The sequence below is a fragment of the Bacillus sp. EU55 genome (genome assembly GCF_038005925.1).
GTDB classification, from domain to species: domain Bacteria; phylum Bacillota; class Bacilli; order Bacillales; family Bacillaceae; genus Bacillus; species Bacillus velezensis.
Window position 1 is genome coordinate 3,636,021 of record NZ_JBBOUE010000001.1, and the last position, 26,513, is coordinate 3,662,533.

Sequence of the window (26,513 nt, forward strand, 5' to 3'; positions counted from 1 at the left end):
CCCGTTCTTTACCGGTTCGCGCCCTTCCGGACACTTTTCGTACACTTAACGCTTAACGGACCGTCGGAAAACGTTGATATGACGGGGTTATAACGTATTGGACGCGCTCGGAGGGATTCGAACCCCCGACAGACGTGGTACCGGAAACCACCGCTCTATCCAACTGAGCTACGAGCGCACGTTTTTTCAATCAGATACCTTTATATTATAATAAAGATACGCGCAGAAAGCAACTCTTTTTTGATAATGCACAACAGGATTATGCAGCGTCTTCATGCAGCATAATCCTGCATCGTTTAACGGCATTGATTGTCACAAAAAACCCATTTCAGGCGGACTGCCCCCGGCTCGGTACATTTCCAGTCACTTCAGAAAAAGCACGTTTCAGCTTTTTTTCCAAATGTCCTTTAACGTCCAATAGGTGAATTCCTCAACTTTTACGGCGCCTTTCTCAGAAAACAGCTCAATCCCCAATCTGCCTTCATTCGGATAGATACGGCTTGTCATCGTTGTTTCTCCATGATTGGCGAATACTTCAATCGAGGATCTGTCAATAAAGATACGCAGCGCCAGCTTGCCGTTTGTATCCGTCTGCACCCTTCTCACACCGTCTTTCGCTTTCCCCATCTTGGTGCAATCAAGTGTCAGCTTTTTATCCGTTAGATTGTATGTCAGCACAAGTTCTTCTTCATCAAGGCCGCGAATCTTAAAACCTGCCGTTTCGGCATCGGAATCGTTTATATCAAACACGACTCGGACTTCAAGCAGGTCTTCCGGCGTCTTTGCCAAGTAACTCCCTGAAAGCGATCGTCCGGCACATTCCCGATATTCCATTTTCCGCAGCTGCTTGGTTTCTTCCACGGGATTCATCAAAAGTTTATGATCATCACGCAAAGTCAGTTCTCGCGGCAAAGTCAGTGCACCGCACCATCCGTCCGCTTTGGTCGGCATCTCAGATTCCCACATATCCATCCAGCCGATAGCAATTCTGCGTCCTTTATCATCTAATAATGTTTGCACGGCGTAAAAGTCATGTCCGTGATCCAGTTCTTTAAAAGCGCCGTGTGTAAATTTGTTTGTTTCATCATGATAGTCACCGATTAAATAGCCGGTTTGATGTAAATTTTGATAGGAATCACCGTCCGCCTCGATCCCCTGGGGCGAAATCAGCAGGACATGCTTGCCGCCTAATTCAAAGAAATCAGGACATTCCCACATATAGCCGAGATTACCGTCACTTTGGGCGAGAACCCCCGCGTATTCCCAATCACGCAAATCAGGTGAACGGTATAAAACGACCCGTCCGACGTTTTCTTTTGAAGAGTTGCCGATGACCATATACCAAACATCGCGATGCTTCCAAACTTTCGGATCACGGAAATGACGGGCGCTGTCTTCCGGCGGTTCCGCAATAACAGGGTTTTCCTGAAGCTTTTCAAACACGGTTCCATCTTGGCTGACAGCGATATTTTGAGTTTGATAGAATAGGTCTTTCTCTTGATCAATTATATTATGTCCTGTATAGATGAGGGCTAATCTTCCATGATCATCGACCGCGCTTCCCGAAAAACAGCCGCTTTGGTCGAATGCATCGCCCGGAGCTAAGGCAACCGGCAGGTGCTCCCAATGAATGAGATCTTTACTTTTTACATGTCCCCAATGCATCGGCCCCCAATGCTCATCATACGGATGATGCTGAAAAAAGACGTGGTATTCTCCTTTAAACTGAATAAGCCCGTTCGGATCATTGATCCAATTCGCCCGGGGCATAATATGGTACCCCAATCGATACCTTTGTTTCACTTTACCCTCGGCTTCCTTCAAAGCTTCTTCCGCCTGCTGAATTCTATCCATTTGTAACATCCTCTCTATCCGATTTTTTGCAGACGCTGGACACGCCTGCTGTTTTGTTTCGGGCCCAATAAAGTAAATATGGAGATGACGGTAAAACCGAAGACGATGATTCCCATGATGAGATAGGTTTGACGGAACCCCGCACTGTCATATAATCCTCCCGCAAGCGGCGACAGAATCGACGCGCCTGCCTGAGATGCGAATTGAAAACCGACGAGATAAAGGACGGACGACAGACGCGTATCAAAATTGGCAGCCAAATATTTAAAAACGGCGATCAGCATAATCGGCAATTCCAGTGCGTGGATGAGTTTCATTGATGAAATGCCTACAGGCTCAACTGCAATTCCGGACCCGACGATGCGGAAAGCCATTAAAAATCCCGCTAATATCAAACTGTTTTTCGCCCCGAACTTATTGACGATAAAAGGCGCAAGAAACATCATGCCGGCCTCCAAAAACACCTGGAATGAATTAAGATAGCCGAATACTTGGTTACCCATCGACACTGAAGGAAACAAAGACGCATAGTAGATCGGGAACTGCTGATCATATACACCGTAAATGCAAGTCACCCCGATAATGTACATCATAAAAAACCAGAAATCTCTTAGTAAAAAGAGCCGCCCCACATCTTTTAATCGGACCGAATCCGCTCTGTTTTTCTCATGATCGGTCATTTCTATTTTCACAGACATGATAATGGCCGTTAATATGACGGCGGAAACAGACGCGATCCAGAAGTTGATATTGGGATTGATATTGAAAAGCTGCCCCGCAAAAAATGCAGCCGCCGCCCAGCCCAGCGAGCCCCACATTCTAGATTTTCCATACTCGAAATCATATTTACGGCTGACCTTTTCAATGTACGTTTCAATCGCGCCTATCCCCGCCAAAAAAGCGGCTCCCAAATATAAGCCTCCGACAACGGCGCCAAGAAAGACGTTATATTGTAAAAGCGGCCCATAGACGAAGATATAAAACGGACCCGTGAATATGAGAAGACAGCTGATCATAAACAATATCTTTTTCTTCAGCCCCAATTTGTCAGAGATAAAACCGTAAAGAGGCTGCATGCACAGGGCAAATACGGCGTTTACAGAAAAGATAATGCCTGTCGCTGATCCGTTTAAATTGATTTCCTGCCCTAACCAAATCGCAAATAAAGAATAGCTGGAAGACCAAGTAAAAAAGAAAAAGAAGAAATAAGCACTCAGTTTCCAATACAGACTTTTTGAGCTTTTCATTTGCACCGCTCCTTTAATAGGGCCTTTTAATAGCCGTTTTAGAGCCGCATACTTCCTTCTTCATTTTCATCACATACATGCGAGCTCCGAGTAAGCGCTTACTTTACATCGCTGCTTGATTCTTTCACTTCATTGCCGCCAGCCATCTCTCCATACCCGTCACTTCCCCTCACTCCATAAATAAAGCGCTTTCAAAGAGAATTGTATGTCAACCGGTTTCATATGTCAATCGGTTGACATAAAATTTTCTGATTATTTACCAAACAAAACGCACCCTCTTTGTATGAAAACAGAAACATGGAATGTCCTTGCACATGTCAGCCTGATTCTCTAAAATAAGTGCGTGACGGAAATTGTAAGCCATTTCAGTAAGCAGGAGGGCACGGGAATGAAGCCTAACATTCATGATGTTGCGAAAATAGCGGGAGTTTCATCTACAACCGTTTCGCGGGTATTAAATAACCGCGGCTATATCAGCGAAAAAACAAAAGAAAAAGTGTACAAGGCGATGGAAGAAATCAATTACTTTCCAAACGATCTGGCCCGCTCTTTATTCCGAAAACGAACCAATTTAATAGGACTTATCATCCCAAACTCCAGCAACCCGTTTTTCGGCGAACTCGCCTTTCATATTGAAAGCATTTGTACGTCCATGGGCTACAAACTGCTGCTTTGCAACAGTTTACATCGAAAGGATAAGGAAGAAAAATATTTGGAGATGCTGATAAGAAACCAAGTGGACGGCGTGATCGCCGTGACTTACAACCGGGGAATTCTCAATGATCACAAGCAGAATCTGCCGATTGTCGCCATTGATCATTACTTATCGGACACGATTCCCGTCGTCGGCTCAGACAACTATGACGGCGGAAAAAAGGCGGCAGAACTGCTGATTGAAAAAGGGTGCCGGCACATCGTCCATATCAACGGCCCGCTTGAACTCGAAACACCGGCAAACCTCAGAAGAAAAGCATACGAAGACGTCATGCATGAACACGGACGGAAGCCTATTACATATGAAGTACCCTTTTATCAGCATTACCATGACATTATTTCAACATTATTCGATGAACAGCCTGACACCGACGGAATTTTTGCCAGCGATGATATCATGGCGGCTGCCGTGATGACCGAGGCCAAAAAACGGGGAATAGACATCCCGAATCAATTAAAAGTGATCGGTTATGACGGCACTGAAACCGTTCAATCGGTTCTGCCGGACTTGGCAACCATCCAGCAGCCGATTGAATTGATTTCCAAAACAGCCATTGAGATTTTAGCAAAAGAAATTGAAGGCGAATTTGATGATTTGCCGCTGGAAACGTATTTGCCGGTACGGCTTTTGGAAGGGCGGACAACGTAGTCAGACCCTTCAGCCGTACGTAGCGACGCGATTGCGGTCTATTTTGAGCGCTCCGGCCATATCATTTTCTCAAGCGCCGGTGCTGATCATCCTCATTTCCACTTTGCTGTTTGAACTTTTTGTTTTATGGGAAAAATGGTGTTAGAAGAAAAGGTTGGCATTTTGGTCAGCGTTTTGTTTGACCTTTATTGACCAAAAATGTATCATGTAAATACATACTTACCTAAAAGGTGAAGGAGGAGCATTATGAATTTAATACCTACAGTCATTGAACAAACGAACCGCGGAGAAAGAGCTTATGACATTTACTCCCGTCTTTTGAAGGACCGTATTATCATGCTTGGATCTGCGATTGATGACAACGTTGCGAACTCCATCGTGTCACAGCTTTTATTCCTTGAAGCGGAAGACCCTGAAAAAGATATTTCCATTTACATTAACAGCCCTGGCGGATCAATCACTGCCGGTATGGCAATCTATGATACAATGCAGTTCATTAAACCGAAAGTATCCACGATCTGCATCGGTATGGCCGCTTCTATGGGAGCATTTTTACTTGCAGCCGGAGAAAAAGGCAAACGTTACGCGCTTCCTAACAGTGAAGTTATGATTCACCAGCCGCTTGGCGGAGCGCAAGGACAGGCGACAGAAATTGAAATCGCGGCAAAACGCATTCTCTTGCTTCGCGACAAATTAAACAAAGTGCTTGCTGAACGTACCGGCCAGCCGCTTGAAGTCATTGAGCGCGATACAGACCGCGACAACTTCAAATCAGCTGATGAAGCCTTAGAATACGGCTTAATCGATAAAGTGCTGACACGCAATACAGAAGACCAGAAGTAATGCCCAAAAAACCTGCAAGAGATGATGTCTCTTGCAGGTTTTTTTCACTCTCTGATGCTTTTTAAAACCTTTCCCCTATACTGCTTCCATTCTTCCTTCAACAGCTCAAACGACAATTCACCGGTTTGCCTCACAACCAGATCAGCACCAAGCATCGACTGTTCACGCCCGACACCGACCGCGAACATCCCGGCAGATTTAATTGCAGATATTCCTGCTTCAGCATCTTCTATTGCCGCGCATTCAGCCGTGGAAACACCGAGCAGCGCTGCAGCTGTTAAAAAGATTTCGGGATCAGGCTTCCCCTTCGCAAGAGCCGCCGGGTCAACAATGGCTTGAAAATCATCGATAATCGCCAAACGTTTTAAGATCGCGCGGGCATTGCGGCTTGAAGATGCTAACCCGATTTTTATATGTTCATTTTTTAATTCACAAAGAAGCCTGCCGATTCCCGGCAAGAGATCTTCCGGCGTCAATCTGCTGATCAACGTTTGATAATATTGGTTTTTTTGATGCAGCAGTTCTTGTTTCTCCGCATGTGTAAACCTTTTTTCCGCTCCGCCAAAGATCAGTATGCTTTCCAGTGACTCTTCCCGGCTGATTCCTTTCAGGCCTTCATTCACATTCCTGTCAAAGGGAATATCAATTTGTTCTGCGATGTGCTTCCAAGCGAGAAAATGATATTCAGCCGTATCTGTTATCACTCCGTCTAAATCAAAAATAACCGCTTTCATATGCTGATGCCCATCACAGCTTCATAAGGTTTGAGGCTGATACTCTTCAAGTCAGCCCGCTCCTGCGGATAGTTCGAAATCAGGATTTTCCAGCGCTCATGGATCAGTTCCGGAGGCGCTTCGAACCGGGCCTTGTCTTCCGACAAATTCACAACGACGAGAAGCTTTTTCCCTTGATATTTACGGATATAACAATAGATTTGCGGATCATCTTCCAGCAGCAGCTGATAATCTCCGTATACCATGATCTTATATTGCTTTCGTAATTGAATGAGCTTCTGATAGTAATAGAAAATTGAATCTTGATCTTCCAAGGATTCTTTCACATTGATTTCTTGATAGCGGGAATTGACCGCTAACCAAGGGTCTCCGGCTGTGAATCCGGCATGTTTTCCTGCATCCCATTGCATCGGCGTCCTCGCGTGATCCCTTCCTTTTATCATCACGGCTTTGACAAACTCTTTTTCTGACATCGTTTTGTTTTCGATGACTAGTTCACGGTATGCATTTTTTATTTCAAGATCGTCATACATCTCCAGCGGCATATCACTGTTGACCATGCCGATTTCTTCTCCCTGGTAAATAAACGGTGTGCCTTTCATCCCGTGGAGAACCGTTGCGAATGCTTTCGCACATTGTTTTCGCAGCTCACCGTCATTGCCCCAGCGGGAAATCACTCTCGGCTGATCATGATTCTCAAAATACAGGGTATTCCAGCCGCTATTCATCAACCCGGTCTGCCACCTTGTCATTGTTTGTTTTAAAGCAATCACATCAAACGGCTTGATCTGCCATTTCCCATTTGGCGAGTTTTGTTCTGTATCGATATCCATATGTTCAAATGTAAAGATCATATTCAGCTCTTGCCTGCCTGCATCCGTATATTTTTTCGCCTCTTCAATATCAGAACCGTTTGCCTCTCCGACTGTCATGCAGTCGTAATGAGAAAGCACTTCCCTGTTCATCTCTTGAATAAATTCATGCAGGCGGGGGCCGTTAGAGTGATAACGGCCGACGATATGGGGGCGGCTGTTATCTGTTTCATAGTCCGGAAAATCAGTGTGCTTGGAAATGGAGCCGATCACATCCATCCGCCAGCCGTCAACGCCTTTATCCATCCAGAACTTCATCAGATCATACACTTCCCGGCGAACGGCTTCATTTTCCCAATTTAAATCAGGCTGTTTTTTCGAAAAGTAGTGCAAATAATACTGTCCTGTCCCTTCATCGAACGTCCACGCCGAGCCTGAAAAAATCGATCCCCAATTATTCGGCTCAGAACCGTCCGATTTCGGGTCTTTCCAAAAATAATAATCCCGGTAAGGATTGTCCTTCGACTTGCGGCTTTCAGCAAACCAGGCATGTTCATCCGACGTGTGGTTCACGACCAGATCCATGATGATTTTCATTCCGCGCTGATGCACTTCATCAATTAACTGAAACATATCTTCATTTGTTCCGAATTTTTCGTACATGTTTCTGTAGTCACTGATGTCATAACCGTTGTCATCCTGCGGAGAATCAAACACGGGCGACAGCCAGATCACATCCGCGCCAAGTCTTTTGATATAATCAAGCTTTTTGATAATGCCTTGTAAATCCCCAAATCCATCTCCATTGGAATCATAAAAACTGCGCGGGTAAATTTGATACACGACAGCTTCTTTCCACCATTCACTCATCAGGCATTCTCCTTTCACATCGTTCATTCAGCACCATCGGTTCTCCATAAACTGTGATGGACACCGGTTCGCCTTTGACAAGCTCAAAAATGGCGCGCCTTTCTTCGACCGTCACCTTGATCAAGCGGTTTCGATAATTGATATGGAACGAGTAACCGTCCCATTCATTCGGCAAAAATGGGGTGAATGAGAGCGTTCCTTTTAAAGTACGCATGCCGGCAAACCCTTGGACGATCGCCAGCCAGCTTCCCGTCATTGAAGTAATGTGAAGACCTTCCTCCGTATCGCGATTGTAATTGTCGAGATCAAGCCTTGCTGTACGCTTATATAATTCAAGCGCCTTCTTTTCCATCCTCAATTCGGCAGCGAGCACCGCGTGAATGGAGGGCGATAAGCTTGATTCATGAACCGTCATCGGTTCATAAAATTCATAGTTGCGGCGTTTTTCGTCTATAGAGAAACGGTCAGGAAATAAATAAATGCCTTGCAGCACATCGGCTTGTTTAATAAAGCTGGAGCGGAGGATTTTGTCCCATGACCAATTTTGATAAAGAGGCCGTTCAGCTGGATCTAATTCGTCAACTGATTGCAGGTCTTTGTCCAAAAATGTGTCATGCTGAACGAAAATTTGCAGTTCTTCACTATACGGATAGTACATGTGCCGGATGATTTCTCTCCAGACTTTCAATTCTTCTTCCTGCACATCCAGAAGGCGGCGTTTCTCCGCTGAGATCCTTTCGAGACTTTGCAGAGTATAATCCAACGTCCAAGCCGCAATGACATTCGTATACCAATTGTTGTTAACGTTGTTTTCATATTCATTCGGCCCTGTGACGCCGTGGATCATATACTTATTTTTTCGTTTCGAAAAGTGAACGCGGCCGGCCCAGAATCTGCTGACTGCCACAAGAACGTCTATCCCATATTCCTCCATATAGGCGCGATCACCTGTATATTGGACATAATTGCAGATCGCATAGCAAATCGCGCCGTTGCGGTGAATTTCTTCAAACGTAATCTCCCACTCATTGTGGCATTCATCTCCGGTAAACGTCACCATCGGATAAAGCGCCCCCTTCATCCCCAGCTTGGCGGCGTTCCGTTTGGCAGCCTCCAAATGATGATAGCGGTACAAAAGCAGGTTTTTCGTGACTTCCGGCTCGGCTGTCGCCAAATACATCGGAACGGCATACGCCTCGGTATCCCAATAGGCGGCACCGCCGTATTTTTCGCCTGTAAATCCTTTCGGTCCGATGTTCAAACGGGCATCTGCCCCGTAGTATGTCGAGAATAACTGAAAGATATTGTAGCGGATGCCTTGCTGAAGTTCCTTATCTCCCTTTATCTCTATATCCGCTTTTGCCCATCTTTCCTTCCACTTGGCAATATGCTGCTGTCTCGCTTCTTCATAACCTTGCTTAAGAATAGCCGCCAAAAGCTCCTCCCCTTTCGAAGTAAGCTCTGCTTCTTGAACATCGCGTGAAGTCGTGACAACAATAAACTTCTTCAATGAAGCTTTGTTTTGGTAGCTGAAGCGATTTTCAGCATACATGCCGGAAGTTTGAAAGCTTTGACTGACATAGCCTTCTGTCAAATTTTCCATTAAGGCTGAGACAGTGAAACGCGGCGTTCCGAACGGATTGTCGAGCGTTTTTGCCGTTATATGCCCGCGGCGGTAATCCGCTCCTGTCTCTTTTTCCTGCCAAAACCGCTCTTGATAGTTTGAATCTTCGTTTACAACATTGCCATCAAGATAAGGGACAAGCGTAATAACGGCGTCCCCTGTCAGACACTCCGCTTCATAATGAATCGCACATAGCTCTTTTACGGCCAGGCTGAGAAATCGTTCTGATTTGATTCGCACGGTTTTATCCTGAATACGGACAACAGCGCTCCTCCTCAGAATTCCTTCTTTCATATGAAGCTCTAACTCAAATGATTCGAGTCGGTTTTGATAGAGATCGACTTTTTCACCGTCAACATACACATCTATTCCAATAAAATTCATCGCATTGATCACTTTTCCGAAATAGTCCGGATACCCGTTTTTCCACCAGCCTACCCGCGTTTTGTCAGGGAACCACACGCCCGCAATATATGTGCCTTGATGGCTGCCGCCTGAATACCCCTCTTCAAAATTCCCCCTGATGCCCATATAGCCGTTGGCAAGAGAAGTCAGGCTTTCCTGCAGCCGTATATACTCTTTTTGAAATGTATTGGTTTTGATTTTCCATTCATCAATCTCAAACAACCGCTGATTTATCATGTCTTCCTCCCGAATGAACATTTTCATTATGACGGCGGGTTTTGGCCATATATCTGAATAAAAAAGCAATCATCAACGTGACTCCGCATGTATGAACCATTAATACAGTAATCAAATCAAAGCGGATCAGCCCGATAGCAGCTGCCGCGAATGCAGGCAGAGCCGATGCGCAAATCGCTGCAGAAGCTGCTTCCTTACATGACGCGATATCGATCATTTTTGATAATTTTGCCATCCAGATGCCTCCCGCAAGCACAGCTGTAAAAAACAGCTGGATCAAAAAAATCACTGCGCACCCCAGCATCATGATCATCGGCTTATACTGTGCCAGCCACAATTGACCGATAACAGCCTCCGTCTCATATACGCCCGGGTCCGTAAGCCTGGCGTCCGCTTTCCCATAGCGAACTGAAAACCCCATTCCGTTTTGGTCGGTAATAATCAGCCGGTCAGGCTGGAATATGACCGCGTTGTCATATCCTTTTACACGCAAACGCCCATTTTCACCGTTTGGTTTCCATTCATGCTCCATATCGACTGCCATCAGATGGTTGCCCTCTTCAATTTGATCAAAACGCTGTCCGCCTGTCAGTTTTCCGTTCCTGATTTGAATACCGTTTAATTGTTCGGCAAAACGATCATTCACTGCAGAAAGCGCCGCAGGCATAACCAATTTGAGGCTGAAGCGGTCCATTTTCAAAAACGACATCGTAAACGGCGCCATAAGGCAGGACGTCAAAAACATAAAGAGAAAGGAAAGCTGAAGCCAGCTGAATGTTTTCCCGTAACGGCAAATACCTGACGGAGACACCGATGCTTTAAGACTGCGGATCATAAAGCTTTCATTATGCACATTCTTCATTGAACTACCCCTTTGTTCCGCCCGCCGCCAGCCCGGATACAAAGTTCTTTTGGAGAAAAAAGAACAAGATGCATATCGGCAGTGCGGCAAGTATAGCTCCCGCCGCAAACAGGGCGACTTTTTGCTGCTGCGGATTTGAAATGAACGACTGCAACCCTACTGCAATGGTCAGCCTTTCCGGCGAGCGAAGCAAAAACTTCGCCAGCAAATAGTCCCCGAACGGCGCCATAAACGCCCAAAGCGCTTGAACGGCAAGCATCGGCTTCACAAGCGGCAGCACAATGGAGGCAAATATCCTGAAGTGCCCCGCTCCATCCATCCGCGCAGCCTCATCAATTTCTCTCGGAACTGTATCAAAATAACCTTTCATCAGCCACGTGTTCATCGGAATTCCGCCGCCGATATAGATCGCTGTCAAAAACCAGTATTGATCAAGAGCGCCTATCAGCATGGCCAATACATAAAAAGCAGTCAGCGCTGCCATTGTGGGCACCATTTGAATGATTAAAAAGAAAACAAGACTCTTTTTTCGCCCCGCAAACCGATAGCGGCTGTACGTATACCCGGCAAGCGTTACAATCGTGACCTGCAATACCATGACTGACAGCGCGATAACCAGCGTATTGCTGTACCAATGAAGATAGAGCGTCTCTTCAAACAGCCGCTTAAAATGATCAAAAGTCCAGGAACCTGAGAAATCGAGCTGAAAAGCCGTCACATTTCCCGCACGGAAAGCGGAGGAAGCCGTAATCAGCAGCGGATATAAAATGACAATGCTTAAAACCAGCAAAAATAAATAGGTGCAGATTTTCGTAAGCATTCCGGCCGTTCTGGAACCCATCTACATCACCTCCTCATTGCCGAAAGCATTTGACTTTTTAAAAGCAATCAGGGAAATTCCAATGACGACGAAAGATATTAACAGTGTCACGGCCGCTGCCACAGCATATTGCGGAGAAGTGCCGGTTGTCAGTTTATAGATCCAGGAAATTAAAATATCGGTCGACCCGGCACCGGCTCCCGCGCTTCCCGGACCGCCTTCATTAAACAAATAGATGATCGAAAAATTATTAAAGTTAAATGTGTACTGTGTAATCATCACCGGTGCCGTCGCAAATAAAATCATCGGTAATGTAATATTGCGAAAACGCTGCATAAAAGAAGCCCCGTCAATCTTTGCGGCTTCATACAATTCACCCGGAATCGACTGCAAGACCCCCGTTACCATGACATAAATATAAGGAAAGCCAAGCCAGGTCTGAATCATAATCAGAGCGGTCTTCGTCCAGAAAGCATCAGTCTTCCACGCGATCGCCGGCAGTTCCACAAACGGCAGGTGGTTAATTAATGGAATCACCTGCGTGTTCATCGCCCCTATACTGTCATTAAAAATATTGGAAAAGCTCATAATTGTGATAAAGGCCGGAACAGCCCATGGAAATAAGAAAATCATTCGGAATATCCGTCTGCCTTTAATAAAATCTTGATTCACGAATAGTGCCGTCACGATCCCCAAAATGATTTGCAGCGTTGTTGCACAGATTGTCCATATCATGGTCCAGCCCAGTACATTCACAAATGTTTCCCGGTAAGAACCGACAAAAAAGATATTCAAGAAATTTTTAAAGCCGACCCAGTCAATCAGACTGTTAGGCGGTATATGATAAAAATCATAGTTTGTTAAGGCAACAAACAGAGTCACCAAAACAGGAAAAATAATCACAAACACCATCATGAGATATGCCGGCAGTGTAAATAAATAAGGAAACCCTTTATCTCCCGCATGGCGGATGATATCCTTGGCCGCTGTATTCACCTTCAAACCCGCCGCTTTCATAGCGGCGGTATGACGGAAATCACAAACTGAAAAGATATAGAACATGAGAAAAATCAACGTCAAGATCAATTGCAGCGTGCCTTCAATCAGCATAAATAATGAGTGATCTTCACCGGGAACACTTCCCAAGGTAACCAATCCGGTCAGCGCCTCAATACCGAAAACGCATAATTCAACAGCAAACAAACTCGTAATGACCAGAAATAAGATCCCCTTTGATATCTGCTGATTCGCGATCTGTCCAATTCCCGGAATGATCGATAAAAACCATGACGCCTTCCGTTTTTGGTGTAAAAGTGTATCATCTTTATTCATTTTTCGCCCTCTATTCTTACGGACACTTCCCCTCCGATTTTATTTCACATATTTTTCTTTGATGTTTTCTTTTATGACGTTTACCGCATCATCCGCCGATTTTTTTGCTGTTTTTTTCCCCGAAGCCGCATCAAACATTAAACTTTCAGCGCCGGTCCATACCTCGGCCATTTCAGGAATATTCGGCGCAGGTGCCGCTGACTCATATTGTTTAATAACAGCTGACGCCAGCTCATTTTTTTGCTCCCCCGCTTTCTTCCTTGCGGCTGTGTTGGCCGGAACTTCATTTGTATCCTCATAAAAGGCGTAAGCATTGGCATCATTTGTTGCATACTCAAGCCATTTTTCAGCCAGCTCGGGTTCCTTTGTATATTTTGAAGCAACCCAGCCTTTGCCGCCCGCAAACGGAGCATATTCTTTTCCGTTTGGCAATGTCGGAATTGGAGCGGCGCCATAGTTCAGGCCGGCCTCTTGAAAATTGGCAGCCGACCAAGGCCCGCCGATGATTGCAGCCGCTTTCTTATCCAAAAACATTTGCTGAATAAAATCGTCTGCGCTTGAGTTATCCTGCATGCCTTTTGGCCAATACGTTTTAAACCATTTCTCCGCATATTTCACCGCTTCTGCAGCGCCTTTATTGTTCAGGCCGATATCCCCGGGATCTGTGCCGTTTTTCCCGAATACATATCCGCCGTAACCGGACAGCAAACCGTACGACATATAAAAGTCAGTCCACTTTGCCAAAAATCCCGTTGACTTTCCTTTTTCAGAAACAAATGAAAACCGGGGATCCTCTGTTAATGTTTCAAGGTCTTTAAATGTTGCCGGCGCTTTTTTTATAAGATCTTTGTTGTAATACAGAACAAGCGTCTCAATCACCAGCGGCATTCCATACACCTTTCCGTTAACCGTTACCTGCTGCATCTCTTTATCTCCAAAGCTTTTTGTATCAGCAGGTTTTAGATCAAGCAAATGGCCTTGCTGCGCCAAACTGCCGATCCGGTCATATGCGGCAAGCATTACGTCAGGCGCATTGCCGGCCGGGCCGTCCAAAGGAAGCGCCTCCAGCTGATCGAACATTTGCTTTTCTGCAATGTTGACTGTGACGTTATTCTCTTTTTCAAACTCTCCTTTAATGCTTTCAATATATTTTTTATAGGTTTCTTCAACGGACACGGTCAGTACCTTTTTGCCGTCAGCGCCGGCCGATTCCTTTGAATTTGAACAGGCGCCGAGACAGAATGCCAAAACTGATGCCGTCAATAAAGCCAATCCCTTTTTGACGAACCCCGCCATATCTTTTCCCCCTTTTATTATGAATCTATTACAATTCTACTCTGTTAGAGAAAGCGGTTTCAAAGCCTTTCAGCCTGTTACCGATAACAGAATTCAGACAGGGGCGTCAGCACTCAAAATCAAAAATTCTCCCGGCTGAACAGCAATAACGGCATCATGTTGAAGGATCTGATCCGTCCACGCATCGTAAACTATTCTGCTTCTCTCCATATTAAAATCTTGCAAACGGATTTCCCCGGCCCGATTCCCCTGATTAAAATAGAAAATCAATTGCCTGCCATTGAAAACCCTCGAAAAACTGATACAATCGTTTTGATCATCAAGCAGATGCCACTCAAGACTTCCGTACGTCAATAAAGCGTTTTCTTTTTTGCGTAAGGTGATTAAGCGTTTCATAAAGCTGAGCATTTCCTGGTTTTGCTTTTCCTTTTCCCAAACCATACACTTCCGGCATAATGGATCTCTCCCGCCGTCCAGACCGATTTCCGTTCCGTAGTAGATGCAGGGCGCTCCTGTCTGGGCAAACATAAAGGCCAGCAGAGCGCGGGCTGTTTTCTCATCATTTCCGCACCTTGTCAGAAGACGTTCTGTATCATGGCTGTCCAGTAAATTAAACATCACCTCGTTGGCCTGCCGCATCCCATTCATCAAGTGCGCGTTTAATCGATAGGCCATGGATGAAGCAGAAATCTCCCGGTCAGCAAAATAAGCAATCATCGGCTCTGTGAAAGGATAATTCATCACAGCGTGAAACTCATCTCCTCTGAGCCAAGGTTCGGAGGAATGCCATATCTCTCCCAAAATATAAAGATCGGGTTTCTCGGCCGTTACAGCCTGCCTGAATGCCTTCCAAAAAGCGTGATCCACTTCATTTGCCACATCTAAACGCCAGCCGTCAATGTCAAATTCACGAATCCAGTACAAAGCAATCTCAAACAAATACCTCTGTACTTCCGGATTAGCCGTATTCAGCTTCGGCATATCAGGCGTAAACGCAAACCTGTCATAATTGTCTTCTTTCACAGGAAAAGAGTGAACATGGAACCAGTCTTTGTAGCGGGACCGGGCCCCGTGTTTTACAACATCCTGCCATTGCGGAGAAGCGCTGCCTATATGATTAAAAACAGCATCAAGCATAATTTTCATTCCCCGCTGATGAAGCCGGCTGACCAATGTCCGGAAAAGCTCCCGATCCCCAAAATGCGGATCGATGGAATAGTAATCCAGCGTGTCATATTTATGGTTGGATGGAGAGGAGAAGATCGGAGTTAAATAAATTCCGTTCACCCCTAATTCTTCTAAATAGTCGAGTTTGTCAATAATCCCCTGCAAATCTCCGCCAAAAAAATCATTAACGTCCGGGTCCTTGCTCCCCCAAGGCAGTGCAGCTTCCGGTGACAGGTCTTCTCTTCCATTCGCAAAACGTTCCGGAAAAATTTGATACCAAAGCGTTGATTTCGCCCATTCAGGCGCTTGAAATGTATCCGCCTCATGAACAAACGGAAGCTTAAAATAATAATGAATCGTTTCCAGCGTTTTTTTATTTACAGGACAGACCCCTGACGCTCCGAAAAAGATGTTTTCATACTGGTCTGAGACAATAAATGCATATTGCAAACGCCTGAATGGCGGCGACACTTCAGCAAACCAATAATCATGATTTTGGGTTGCGGCTGTTTTTCTCATTGGCTGCTCGGCTGCCGACCATCTGCCGCCGCTGTATTCATAAGGATCGCCCCAAACCAATCGAATCTGATCAGCATCACCTTTTTTCGTCCGGATTTTGATATGCACCGTCCGCCCGTCATAAGAATAAGCATCAGCACTGAACGGCTGATGATGTATTGCGGCATATTCCATCATGTTTCCCCCTTTTTATAGGCTGGCTTATGCTTTGAAGGTAGCATGATGAAATCGGGAGAAGCAATCGTTTTTCTCTTGTTACCGATAACAGAATCAAGCTTTCACAAAGTTGATTCCCGCACAATTAACTCCGGTTCAAAAAACAAATGACCTTGAGCTGCGCCGCCTTCATTCATTTTTTTCAGCAGCATTTTCGCACAGGCCTCTCCCATTTCCACAACCGGCTGTCTGACCGTAGTCAGCCGCGGGGAGGAAATGCGGTCAAGAAAAACACCGTCATTTCCAGTAACGGCCACATCTTCGGGAATTCGTTTTCCGAGTGACTGCACCGCACGAATGACCCCGAGCGCGATTCGGTCGGTGGCGCAGACAAACGCGGCTTGCCGGCCGAGCGTTTTCAAAACTTCTCTTGCCAGGCTTTCGCTTTTTTTTGAACTGTTAGCGATCCGAAACAGCTTCGTTTCTCTGCAGCTCTCTTTCATCGCCCGAATATACCCCTGTTCTCTTGAGCGTTCGAATGGCTCATCCAAATCAATGCCGAAAAAGACAACCTCACGCTCCCCCAGCCCCATGACATGGCGGGTTGCCATAAAAGTCCCTTTTTCGTTATTCACATCGACGAAATCATAGCCCATTTCATTTTCTCCAAATACGACTAACGGCTTTTCAAAAGCTTTGATGACAAATTCAAAATCGGCCTTTCTCAAGCCGGTGGCAATAATGCCGTCGCATTGCCCGATATTGAGTGAATTTCTTGTCACAAGCTGCAAAGCATAATGATGGCGATCCAGCTCCCGGCTGATTCCGGTCAGCAAGTTCATGTAATAGGGTTCGGTCGTATCCATTTCCTCAAGAATCAGCAATTTGACAACCTGTGTTCTGTTTTGCACAAGCGCTCTTGCCGCATAATTAGGGATGTAATTCAGCTCTTTCATTGCGGAATGAACGAGCTTTTTCAGTTCATCTGTTACCGTATCAGGGTGATTAATCACACGTGACACCGTCATTTTCGAAACATTCGCTCTCTTAGCCACATCTGACAACGTCGCCATTTTCCGTCTCCTTCCGCTTTTGCTTAGATAGCCAATCCGAATTAGTTAAATTATACTACGATGGTAATCTGGACATAAAAAAAGATTTCCCTAAGGAAATCTCACATTGTCAAATACACTCGATTTTCATGAAGTCCGCCCGGCACTCACACACATGTCAGATGGCTCTTTTTTTATATTTCCGTCCATTTTTTCTGAAGGATCGGGTACGAGTAATTGTTCATCTGCTCAATCAGCTCATCCGGCCGGGAGGAACTGTGTATCAGTTTTAAATGAGACTCATTCGAAAATCCTTCCTGAATGCTGTACTTGACCATCTTCATCATCGGCTCAAAATACCCGTTCACATTGTACAGTCCGATCGGTTTTTGATGAATGCCGATTTGCGCCCAGCACAGCACTTCAAATAACTCTTCATATGTTCCGAAACCGCCGGGCATGGCAATGTACCCATCGGCAAGTTCACTCATTTTCGCTTTCCGCTCATGCATGCCGCTGACTTCAATCAGCTCCGTCAGATTCTGATGAACAACCTCTCCGCTGAACAGCCCGCTCGGCATGACGCCGACAGCTTTTCCGCCGCCTGCCATTAACGCATCGGCGACGGTTCCCATCAGACCGACCCGTGAACCGCCGTAAACAAGGCCGATTCCCTGCTCCGCCATATATTCACCCAGTTCGGCCGCTTTGCGTTTGTACTCTTCATTTACCCCCGGGTTTGACCCCGCAAATACACAAATGGTTTTCATTTTTTCATCTCCACATCTATATATGTACATCAATAAATCAAAATACACTATATATTGTCCCATCTCTATATGATAATATCAATAAGAATCATACAGGACATAAGGAGTGTTTCACATGCAGATGGCTGAAGCAGAACGATGGACGAAAGATTTTTACGAAAAACGAGGATGGACGGCGTACGGGCCATTTATCAGAATCGGCTTTTTAATGGAAGAGGCGGGTGAGCTCGCCCGGGCGGTAAGAGCATATGAAATCGGCAGAGACCGGCCGGATGAAAAGGACGCGACCCAGTCTGAACGCAGGCAGGAGCTGATTGAAGAAATGGGTGACGTCCTCGGAAATCTGGCCATCCTTGCCGATAAGTACGGAATCACGTTAGAAGATGCGATGAAAGCCCATCAGGAAAAACTGATCAAACGCTTTGAAACCGAATAAAAACACGGCCTGTCCGCTTTTTCATGGACAGGCCGTATCTGAATTTATCCCGTTATCTCGTCCTGATGCTCAAAGAAATGCTGTTTCCCGATTTTATGAAACAGCCCTGTCTTCCGGATCAGCTCTCTCGGCTGTGATTGCAATCCGACGATCATCAATCTCCCGTTATGCCGTTTGATCCGGTTCATCACATTCCCCAGCACCGCTTCTGCGGAGGTATCCATGTAATGTACATTATTCATCAGCAGAATAAGCGTCTTCGGCTTTTCCTGAAGCCTCTCCAGCAGCGATGATTCCAGTGAATCAATTGAACCGAAAAACAGCGGCCCCTCAATGGAATATGTGCTGACGGACGAATCATTTTTAACCGATTTGACAGCGGCATGCGGTGTTTTGATGCTTGTTGATTCGCTCATTTTTCTGATAAAGAAAACAAAAGCGAGCACGAGACCGGCAGAAACGCCGATGATTAAATCAAACAGAACCGTCAGTAAAAAGGTTGCCGCCAGTACGAATGAATCAGTGTTTTTCAGCCGCATCATATTGGCGACTTCCCTCCGCTCACTCATGTTCCAAGCCACAACCATCAATACCGGCGCCATGCTTGCAAGCGGTACATGAACGGCAAGCGGGGCGAAGACGAGCAGGACGAGGAGGACGGTGACTCCGTGGACAACACCGGAAATCGGAGAAACTGCGCCGTTTTTAATATTTGTTGCGGTCCGCGCAATCGCTCCCGTTGCCGGTATGCCGCCGAAAAGCGGCGCTGCCATATTGGCGATGCCCTGCCCGACAAGCTCCCTATTGCTGTCATGCCGTGATCCTTTCATATTGTCCGCGACCATCGCCGATAATATGGACTCAAGTCCGCCGAGAAGCGCAATGATCAAAGCAGACGGGAACATCATCACCATGTTATCGATTGAGAAATCCGGAAGCTGAAAAGCCGGGAGCTGCCGCGGAATCTCCCCGTAAGCAGAACCGATTGTCGCCATTTTGTCAGGAAAAAACACGACCGCCGCGGCTGTAGAGACAAGCAGCGCCACAAGCGCGCCCGGAATCTTCGGCATCAGCCTGGCTGATAACACCAAAATGGCCAAAGCAATTCCCGCGATTAGGATGCTGTACAAATTAAAGGTTCCGATCTTCTTGCCTATTTCCGCAATGTTGAGGATAAAGCTTTCATGCTTTTGAATATCGCGCAGACCGAGAAAATGGGCAATCTGCTCCGAGAAAATCAGCACCGCGATCCCGGCCGTAAATCCGACGATCACCGGCTTCGGCACGAATTTCATAATCTTTCCGAGCTTAAATACGCCAAACAGGACGAGCATGACGCCTGCCATAAAACCGGCTACAAGTAAATTCTCAAAACCATACTGCATCACAATGGCAAATAAAATGGGAACAAACGCCCCCGTAGGCCCGCCGATCTGATATTTAGAGCCGCCCAACAGCGAAATCAGAATTCCGGCCACAATAACGGTGTAAAGCCCGTATTCCGGACCGACCCCCGAGGCGATAGCAAAGGCCATTCCCAGTGGAATCGCTACAATTCCGACCACAATTCCCGCGATTAGGTCTTTCTGAAATTTCTGCAAATTGTATCCCTGATATCTGCCGGTAAATTGCATTGTCAGCTGCATCCTCCTTTGACTGTTTCATAACCGTCAACGACTACATCCAGCGTCCCCGTCCCCGGATCGATCACCAGCCCGTGCACCGGCACCTCTTCAGGCAAGAGCGGATGATGCCTGACCATATTCACGCTGTGGGCCACGCTTTCTTCGACGCTGTGAAAACCGGTCAGCCATGTTTCCAAATCGACTCCCGCATGCTGCAGAAGGCTGAGACATTTGTCCTCCACGCCGCGCTCTTTCGCTTTATTTAATATGGAAGCCGCATTTAATCCCGACATTCCGCACTCGCGGTGACCTATGATGCAGACTTCCTCTGCCTGCAGTTCATAAACGGCAACCAAAATGCTCCGCATGACACTTCCAAATGGGTGAGAAACAATGGCTCCCGCGTTTTTTATGATTTTGGCATCGCCGTTTCTGAGTCCCATCGCCTGCGGCAGAAGCTCCGTCAGCCTTGTATCCATACAGGATACGATGACAAGCTTTTTTTTCGGGAATTTTGTCGTTTGGTAAGGTTCATATTTCCTTTCTTGGACAAACTGCTGGTTGTGCTCCAAAATGCTTGATAAAGAAACCATTTTTCTATTCATCTCCCATCCGATTGTATTGCAAGCCTTCTTACCCAGCTTACAGTAAGGAATTATAGCACAGAAAAAGGCCTCAAAAGCGCTTTCAAAAAAAGACACGATAATTTGACTGTAAATTCAGATTATGTTCATTTATATCTTTCAAAAATAATAAAATTTATCTTTACACCAACCTATAAAGCTTTTGAAAACAGCGGTTCCGCTCATTTTGCCTTCAGAAATATAGGCGGATTCTGTTATTGTTTGGAGAAATCAAGCATGTACGTTTCTTTTTCTTTCATTTTAAGTTCAAAAGAACCAGAAATTTATCGTAATGCGTTTGAATATTTCTCACGTTACCGCTTCTCTTATATAATAAAATAGAGAAGAAAGACAAAGGAGGAGAAGCCCGTTGAAACCCTATGTATTCATCGCGAAACCAATACCGCCGGAAGTCGAACAAATGATAGGCGAGCATTGCCGCTATGACATCTGGAAAGAAGATACCATTCCAATAGAGGAACTGTACGAAAAAATGAAAGATGCTGAAGGGCTGCTGACATCCGGAACGGCGATTGACAGTGATTTACTGGATCACGCGCCGAAGCTGAAGGTCGTCAGCAATAATTCTGTCGGCTATGATAATTTTAATATTGAAGAAATGAAAAGACGCGGGGTTGTCGGCACGCATACGCCGTACACCTTAGATGACACTGTCGCTGATCTGGCTTTTTCATTAATTCTGTCTTCCGCCAGACGGGTTGCCGAATTGGATCGATTCGTCCGCGCCGGCAAATGGGGAACCGTTGAGGAAGAATCTCTTTTCGGTATGGATGTCCACCATCAGACATTAGGAATTATCGGCATGGGCAGAATCGGTGAACAAGCTGCCAAACGGGCAAAATTCGGCTTCGACATGGACGTGCTGTATTATAACCGCAGCAGAAAACCGGACGCTGAGAAGGAACTCGGGGTTACATATGCCGACTTAGATACACTGCTGAAAACATCAGACTTTGTGCTGTTAATTACGCCGCTTACTGACGAAACGTATCATATGATGGGAGAGCGGGAATTTAAATTGATGAAAGATACGGCATGTTTCGTCAATATTTCCCGGGGAAAGACGGTTGATGAGAAAGCGCTCATCCGCGCATTGCAGGAGGGCTGGATAAAAGGCGCCGGTTTAGATGTGTTTGAAAAAGAGCCGATCGCCGAAGACAATCCGCTCCTGCAGCTGGAAAACGTCACATTGCTTCCGCATATCGGGTCAGCAACGGCAAAAATCCGCTTGAATATGTTCAAGCAAGCCGCACAAAACATGATTGACGCCGTATACGGAAAAACACCGAAAAACCTCACGAAGGAATTTCAATGAGATGAAAAATCCCGGCCGTTCAGCCGGGGTTTATTTTTTTGCTAGATCAAAAGTACTATTTTTAAATTCTTTCTATTCCTTTCTCTCGATGCTGATACAATGAAAAGGAATCAGCTTCACATGATAAAAATGGGAGGTATTGCTTTGAAAAAACGATTATCGTGGATTTCCGTTTGTTTGCTGGTGCTGTTCTCCGCGGCGGGGATGCTGTTTTCCACGGCTGCCAAGACGGATACATCTTCTCACAAGGCGCACACTGAAGCACAGGTTATCAACACGTTTGACGGGGTTGCGGATTATCTTCAGACCTATCATAAGCTTCCTGATAATTACATTACAAAGTCAGAAGCACAGGCCCTCGGCTGGGTTGCATCAAAGGGGAATCTTGCAGACGTCGCTCCGGGGAAAAGCATCGGCGGAGACATCTTCTCAAACAGGGAAGGCAAACTCCCTGCCAAAAGCGGACGGACGTGGCGTGAAGCGGATATTAACTATACATCAGGCTTCAGAAATTCAGACCGGATTCTTTACTCAAGCGACTGGCTGATTTATAAGACGACAGATCATTATAAAACCTTTACAAAAATGAGATAAACACATACAAAAAAACGGCTTCCCTGCGGAGGCCGTTTTTTTTGCAGAGAACCTGCGAGCTTCATATAAAATGAGCAGTAAATTTTTCTTCAAACTCTGACCGGTCTATTCTGCTGTTTTCCGCCGTGCCATCGTGTTTTTTTATTGTTATATTGCGTTCAGACAGAACCATGTGCCCTTCCGGTGTCCGCTTAGAAGCAAGCAGGCGTTTGTTGAAAGGAGAGCGTTCATGTTCAAAGATTGTTTGTTTCATAGACTTGAGGTCCTTTTCATCGATTTCTTCAAGTGAAAATGCGTAACCTGTCTGCCAGCCGTCCCCTTTGTTCATTTCAAGCAGGTATGTCCCGAATTCCGTCTCTTCTATCCTCACGCGGAACGCTCCGGCCGCTGATACCATCTCGTCTCCCGACATCGGTACAGGCTGCATGGCGAGATTGAGGCCGAAGCCTGCATCAGCGATGTACTCATTCCCTCCGGCGGAAAGAAGTACGGCCGCATGTGTGCCGGGCAGCGCCCAGCCGTTTTTCCAGACCGTTCCGCGGATCAATTTGACATCAAATCCGGCATCTTTCAGGATGAAATAAAGCAGTCCGTTCAAGTCATAACAAAGGCCGCCATGAGGTTCCTTCACCATGTGCCGCCACAGTCCTTCTTTCGTGACGTCATATTCTTTTTTGGACAAAACCGCGCGATTTTCAAACGGAAACCGATACGCGAGCGCCTTTAAAAACTCCGGCAGGTTGCTGAAATCGAGGGAATCCTTTTCCCAGCCTATCGTTTGATAACAATCTTTCAGAAACTCATTCATCGTTCCGTCCCCCTTACAAAGTGTTTACACTTCTTCCTGCACATAAGCGGACAACTTTTCCAGCGCTTCCTTTTCATCATCGCCTTCAGCGATCAGAGTGACTTCCGTCCCCGTGCTGACCGCCAGGCTCATTAATCCCATAATGCTTTTGGCATTCACTTTCTTGCCGTTTTTCTCAAGAAACACATCTGATGCAAAGCGATTTGCCTCCTGTACAAACAATGCAGCGGGACGCGCCTGCAAACCCGTCTTTAAACGCACTTCCACTTTCTCCTGAACCATAAGATCTCCCCTTTTCTGTACGGTTATTTCAAAGTGATGCTTTGTCCTGTACGCAGCTGTTCTGCGATTTCATCGAGCTTTCTCAGCCTGTGATTGATGCCGGATTTGCTGATTTTCCCGCTTGCAACCATTTCCCCCAGTTCTTTCAGCGTGACCTCCTGATAATCAATCCGCAGCTGCGCAATTTCGCGAAGCTTTTCCGGCAGCGCTTCAAGACCGATCCGTTCATCAATGTATTTAATATTTTCCACCTGTCTGAGCGAAGCACCGATGGTTTTGTTTAAGTTTGCTGTTTCACAATTGACGAGGCGGTTCACTGAGTTTCTCATATCTCTGACAATCCGCACATCTTCAAAACGCAGCAGTGAATTGTGAGCGCCGATGACATTCAGAAATTCAGTGATTTTTTCCGCCTCTTTTAAATACGTAATATAGCCTTTTTTCCGTTCAAGCGTTTTGCTGTTCAGATGAAATTCATTCAGCAGCGCGCATAATGAATCGTTATGTTCCTTATAAAGCGAGAAGATTTCCAAGTGGTATGACGAGGTTTCGGGATTATTCACAGATCCCCCCGCCAAAAACGCCCCTCTCATATAAGAACGTTTGCAGCAGCGTTTCGCCACCAGTTCCTCAGAAATATTCCGTTCAAATACAAAGTTCTCTCCGAGGATTTTCAATTCCTCTAAAATCAGCTTTGCATTTTCAGAAAAGCGCACAATATAAACATTATTTTTTTTCAGCCGCATTTTTTTTCTGACTAACAGTTCGACCGATACATCATATTGTTTCTTCAGCAATGTATAAATGCGGCGGGCAATCGCCGCATTTTCGGTTTGAACGTCAAGCACGAGATGGCGGTTTGAAAATGACAGGGAACCGTTCATCCGAATCAGCGCGGACAGCTCCGCCTTGGCGCAGCAGTCCTTCACTTCCAGATTCGTCAGTTCTTTTTTTGTTTCCGATGCAAATGACATATTAGCCACCTCATTTCAAAAGGCCTCTAGTCCCTTAATAAATCGACAAGAAGAGAAGCCACTTTATGTGTATCGTGACGGATTACGCCATTTTTATACGTGATAATCTGATCCCTGATGACCTCAAGCCCCATGGATTTCAGCTTTTCAACATTGAAGTCGACGGGCCGGGCCAGCTCTTTCGCATATTTGCTTTTGATTTCGTCAGGGATCTCCTCATTGTTGATTAAGATCGTGTCGATAAACGGCTGCTCCATATGATCGTTCAGCGCCTTGACATGGTCGGCCGCGCTGTATTGCAGCGTCTCGCCGGGCTGTGTCATGACGTTGCATATATATACTTTTTTGGCCGCAGCCTTGACGACTTCTTCTCCGATTTTCGGCACGAGCAGATTCGGAAGAATGCTTGTGTACAGGCTTCCCGGACCGATAATGATTAAATCGGCCTGACGGATGACGTCAATCGTTTCCGGGAGCGGATCAATTTTTTCAGGCGTAAGAAACACCCGTTTAATCCGCTGGCCGTAAGAAGGGATTGTCGATTCTCCGGAGACGACCTGCCCGTCCTCCATTTCAGCGTGAAGAACGACACTGGTGTTGGCAGCCGGCAGCACTCTGCCGCGGACATTCAGCACCTTGCTCATTTCGGTGACAGCGTGAAAGAAATCACCGGTTATATTTGTCATCGCTGCCAAAATCAAATTGCCGAGCGAATGTCCGGTTAAGTCGCTTCCTTTGTTGAAACGGTGCTGAAACAGATTTTCAACGAGCGGCTCAACATCTGACAAAGCGGCCAGTACGTTACGAATGTCACCCGGCGGCGGAATTTGAAGTTCATCCCGCAGACGGCCTGAACTTCCGCCGTCATCAGCAACTGTCACAATCGCCGTAATATCAACGGGCTTATGCTTTAACCCCCGAAGCAGCACGGACAGACCCGTTCCGCCGCCGAAGATTGCGATTTTCGGCTTCTTATTCATTTCCGGCTTCTCTTTTCAATGTCCCGGTGAGTGACATGAGTATAGAAATCTTTTTTAAAATAGTCAGCCAAATACTCAGCGAGCGTGACGGAGCGGTGCTGGCCGCCCGTACAGCCGATCGCGATGACAAGCTGGCTTTTACCTTCCCGCTTATAAGACGGAAGCATAAAGCCGAGCAGATCAACAAGCTTTTCAATAAACTTTTGTGTTTCGTTCCACTTCATCACATAGGATGACACTTCCTCATCTTTCCCCGTAAGCGGCCTCATGCTTTCAATGTAGAACGGATTCGGCAGAAACCTTACATCAAACACGAGGTCGGCATCTATCGGAAGCCCGTATTTGAACCCGAATGACATTACGTTCACTGTAAATGTTTCACCTTGGTTCGTGGCGAAATGCGCCACGATTTTTTCACGCAGATCACGCGGTTTCATATCCGATGTGTCATAGATCAGCTGAGAGCGCCCTTTCAATTCTTCAAGCAGCTGGCGTTCCAGCGCGATTCCTTCAAGAGGAAGCCCGGTAGCGGCCAGCGGGTGAGAACGCCTCGTTTCTTTGTATCTCGTCACAAGAATGGAATCCTTAGCGTCTAAAAAGAGAATACGCGGTGTAATCCACGGATTTTCCGCCATTTCATCCAGCGCCTCAATCAGCCTGTCAAAAAATTCGCGTCCCCGCAGATCCATGACAAGCGCGACCTTGCTCATTTTTGAACTTGATTCTTTCATCAGCTCCAAAAATTTCGGCAGCAAGGAAGGCGGCAGATTGTCGACGCAAAAATAGCCGAGATCCTCAAAGCTTTGAATGGCGACGGTTTTCCCCGCTCCAGACATTCCCGTAATGATGACGAGCTGAATATCATGGTTTTCATTCATACTCATCTTTCTCC

General features: G+C 46.1%; 24 protein-coding genes and 1 tRNA gene. 5 read left to right on the top strand and 20 right to left on the bottom strand.

Translation table 11 applies throughout. The annotated features are described in order from the left end of the window. Positions 1–102 precede the first annotated feature (102 nt). The 3 genes from NYE50_RS18610 to NYE50_RS18620 all read right to left on the bottom strand — a co-directional run bounded on the left by NYE50_RS18610 (position 103) and on the right by NYE50_RS18620 (position 3,101). A tRNA-Arg gene (locus tag NYE50_RS18610) sits at positions 103–178 on the bottom strand. Positions 179–384: 206 nt separating this feature from the next. Next, positions 385–1,854, bottom strand: a complete 1,470-nt coding sequence (locus NYE50_RS18615; RefSeq protein ID WP_159354621.1) for a glycoside hydrolase family 32 protein — start codon at positions 1,852–1,854, stop codon at positions 385–387. 14 nt (positions 1,855–1,868) lie between these two features. Beyond that, the gene (locus NYE50_RS18620; protein ID WP_070082426.1) at positions 1,869–3,101 is read right to left on the bottom strand and encodes an MFS transporter; all 1,233 of its coding nucleotides are present in this window, start codon (positions 3,099–3,101) and stop codon (positions 1,869–1,871) included. Between the two features lie 388 nt (positions 3,102–3,489). On the opposite strand from NYE50_RS18620, the gene NYE50_RS18625 reads away from it, so the two are divergent. Continuing rightward, entirely contained in the window at positions 3,490–4,464 is a 975-nt protein-coding gene (locus NYE50_RS18625) for a LacI family DNA-binding transcriptional regulator (protein ID WP_014418949.1), read from the top strand. 246 nt (positions 4,465–4,710) lie between these two features. After that, complete coding sequence (clpP, locus tag NYE50_RS18630) at positions 4,711–5,307, top strand: ATP-dependent Clp endopeptidase proteolytic subunit ClpP (RefSeq protein WP_003151513.1); 597 nt, start codon at positions 4,711–4,713, stop codon at positions 5,305–5,307. A gap of 44 nt (positions 5,308–5,351) precedes the next feature. Here clpP and pgmB read toward each other — a convergent pair whose 3' ends face one another. The 10 genes from pgmB to NYE50_RS18680 form a co-directional block, all read right to left on the bottom strand. Continuing rightward, the gene (gene pgmB / locus NYE50_RS18635) at positions 5,352–6,041 is read right to left on the bottom strand and encodes a beta-phosphoglucomutase (RefSeq protein ID WP_021495243.1); all 690 of its coding nucleotides are present in this window, start codon (positions 6,039–6,041) and stop codon (positions 5,352–5,354) included. Next, positions 6,038–7,723, bottom strand: a complete 1,686-nt coding sequence (locus NYE50_RS18640; protein ID WP_053285127.1) for a glycoside hydrolase family 13 protein — start codon at positions 7,721–7,723, stop codon at positions 6,038–6,040. Before NYE50_RS18640 ends, pgmB begins: the two co-directional genes overlap by 4 nt. Then, on the bottom strand, positions 7,716–9,989 hold the full coding sequence (locus NYE50_RS18645) for a glycoside hydrolase family 65 protein (protein ID WP_025649320.1): 2,274 nt from the start codon (positions 9,987–9,989) through the stop codon (positions 7,716–7,718). Before NYE50_RS18645 ends, NYE50_RS18640 begins: the two co-directional genes overlap by 8 nt. Beyond that, positions 9,967–10,851 carry a DUF1189 family protein gene (locus NYE50_RS18650; RefSeq protein WP_224988847.1) on the bottom strand — a complete coding sequence of 295 codons (885 nt, stop codon included), beginning with the start codon at positions 10,849–10,851 and terminating at the stop codon, positions 9,967–9,969. The genes NYE50_RS18645 and NYE50_RS18650 overlap by 23 nt, the downstream gene beginning before the upstream one ends. Before the next feature lie 4 nt (positions 10,852–10,855). Next, positions 10,856–11,692: a sugar ABC transporter permease gene (locus NYE50_RS18655; protein ID WP_025649322.1), complete on the bottom strand. Its 837-nt coding sequence runs from the start codon at positions 11,690–11,692 to the stop codon at positions 10,856–10,858. Next, positions 11,693–13,003, bottom strand: a complete 1,311-nt coding sequence (locus NYE50_RS18660; RefSeq protein WP_224988845.1) for a carbohydrate ABC transporter permease — start codon at positions 13,001–13,003, stop codon at positions 11,693–11,695. It abuts the gene before it with no gap. A 39-nt stretch (positions 13,004–13,042) separates the two neighbouring features. Further along, positions 13,043–14,299 carry an extracellular solute-binding protein gene (locus NYE50_RS18665; protein ID WP_224988843.1) on the bottom strand — a complete coding sequence of 419 codons (1,257 nt, stop codon included), beginning with the start codon at positions 14,297–14,299 and terminating at the stop codon, positions 13,043–13,045. Between the two features lie 93 nt (positions 14,300–14,392). Beyond that, positions 14,393–16,162 (bottom strand): glycoside hydrolase family 13 protein, encoded by a 1,770-nt coding sequence (locus NYE50_RS18670; protein WP_224988841.1) that lies wholly within the window; start codon positions 16,160–16,162, stop codon positions 14,393–14,395. Positions 16,163–16,263: 101 nt separating this feature from the next. After that, positions 16,264–17,214, bottom strand: coding sequence for a LacI family DNA-binding transcriptional regulator (locus NYE50_RS18675; RefSeq protein ID WP_014418958.1), 951 nt, complete (start codon positions 17,212–17,214; stop codon positions 16,264–16,266). A 173-nt stretch (positions 17,215–17,387) separates the two neighbouring features. Further along, positions 17,388–17,963, bottom strand: coding sequence for an LOG family protein (locus NYE50_RS18680; protein ID WP_014418959.1), 576 nt, complete (start codon positions 17,961–17,963; stop codon positions 17,388–17,390). 115 nt (positions 17,964–18,078) lie between these two features. On the opposite strand from NYE50_RS18680, the gene NYE50_RS18685 reads away from it, so the two are divergent. Beyond that, positions 18,079–18,399 carry a MazG nucleotide pyrophosphohydrolase domain-containing protein gene (locus tag NYE50_RS18685; protein WP_159354627.1) on the top strand — a complete coding sequence of 107 codons (321 nt, stop codon included), beginning with the start codon at positions 18,079–18,081 and terminating at the stop codon, positions 18,397–18,399. A gap of 44 nt (positions 18,400–18,443) precedes the next feature. Here the strand turns inward: NYE50_RS18685 and NYE50_RS18690 are convergent, their stop codons facing one another. Together NYE50_RS18690 and NYE50_RS18695 are read right to left on the bottom strand one after the other, a co-directional pair. Then, on the bottom strand, positions 18,444–20,033 hold the full coding sequence (locus NYE50_RS18690) for a SulP family inorganic anion transporter (RefSeq protein ID WP_025649327.1): 1,590 nt from the start codon (positions 20,031–20,033) through the stop codon (positions 18,444–18,446). 2 nt (positions 20,034–20,035) lie between these two features. After that, positions 20,036–20,617, bottom strand: a complete 582-nt coding sequence (locus NYE50_RS18695) for a beta-class carbonic anhydrase (protein WP_003151503.1) — start codon at positions 20,615–20,617, stop codon at positions 20,036–20,038. 400 nt (positions 20,618–21,017) lie between these two features. On the opposite strand from NYE50_RS18695, the gene NYE50_RS18700 reads away from it, so the two are divergent. Together NYE50_RS18700 and NYE50_RS18705 are read left to right on the top strand one after the other, a co-directional pair. Next, entirely contained in the window at positions 21,018–21,983 is a 966-nt protein-coding gene (locus NYE50_RS18700; protein WP_159354628.1) for a 2-hydroxyacid dehydrogenase, read from the top strand. A 204-nt stretch (positions 21,984–22,187) separates the two neighbouring features. Further along, entirely contained in the window at positions 22,188–22,577 is a 390-nt protein-coding gene (locus NYE50_RS18705; protein ID WP_223204413.1) for a ribonuclease, read from the top strand. Between the two features lie 61 nt (positions 22,578–22,638). Here the strand turns inward: NYE50_RS18705 and NYE50_RS18710 are convergent, their stop codons facing one another. The 5 genes from NYE50_RS18710 to rapZ are packed head-to-tail and all read right to left on the bottom strand — an operon-like array spanning position 22,639 to position 26,505. Further along, the gene (locus NYE50_RS18710; RefSeq protein WP_095270766.1) at positions 22,639–23,385 is read right to left on the bottom strand and encodes an arylamine N-acetyltransferase family protein; all 747 of its coding nucleotides are present in this window, start codon (positions 23,383–23,385) and stop codon (positions 22,639–22,641) included. A gap of 24 nt (positions 23,386–23,409) precedes the next feature. Then, a complete protein-coding gene (locus tag NYE50_RS18715; protein ID WP_012118534.1) occupies positions 23,410–23,667 on the bottom strand; it encodes an HPr family phosphocarrier protein in 258 nt (85 codons plus the stop codon). A 23-nt stretch (positions 23,668–23,690) separates the two neighbouring features. Next, positions 23,691–24,641 carry a DNA-binding protein WhiA gene (whiA, locus tag NYE50_RS18720; RefSeq protein ID WP_007407421.1) on the bottom strand — a complete coding sequence of 317 codons (951 nt, stop codon included), beginning with the start codon at positions 24,639–24,641 and terminating at the stop codon, positions 23,691–23,693. 26 nt (positions 24,642–24,667) lie between these two features. Then, positions 24,668–25,621 (bottom strand): gluconeogenesis factor YvcK family protein, encoded by a 954-nt coding sequence (locus tag NYE50_RS18725; RefSeq protein WP_007407422.1) that lies wholly within the window; start codon positions 25,619–25,621, stop codon positions 24,668–24,670. Next, positions 25,618–26,505 carry an RNase adapter RapZ gene (gene rapZ, locus NYE50_RS18730; RefSeq protein ID WP_012118535.1) on the bottom strand — a complete coding sequence of 296 codons (888 nt, stop codon included), beginning with the start codon at positions 26,503–26,505 and terminating at the stop codon, positions 25,618–25,620. Before rapZ ends, NYE50_RS18725 begins: the two co-directional genes overlap by 4 nt. Positions 26,506–26,513 lie beyond the last annotated feature (8 nt).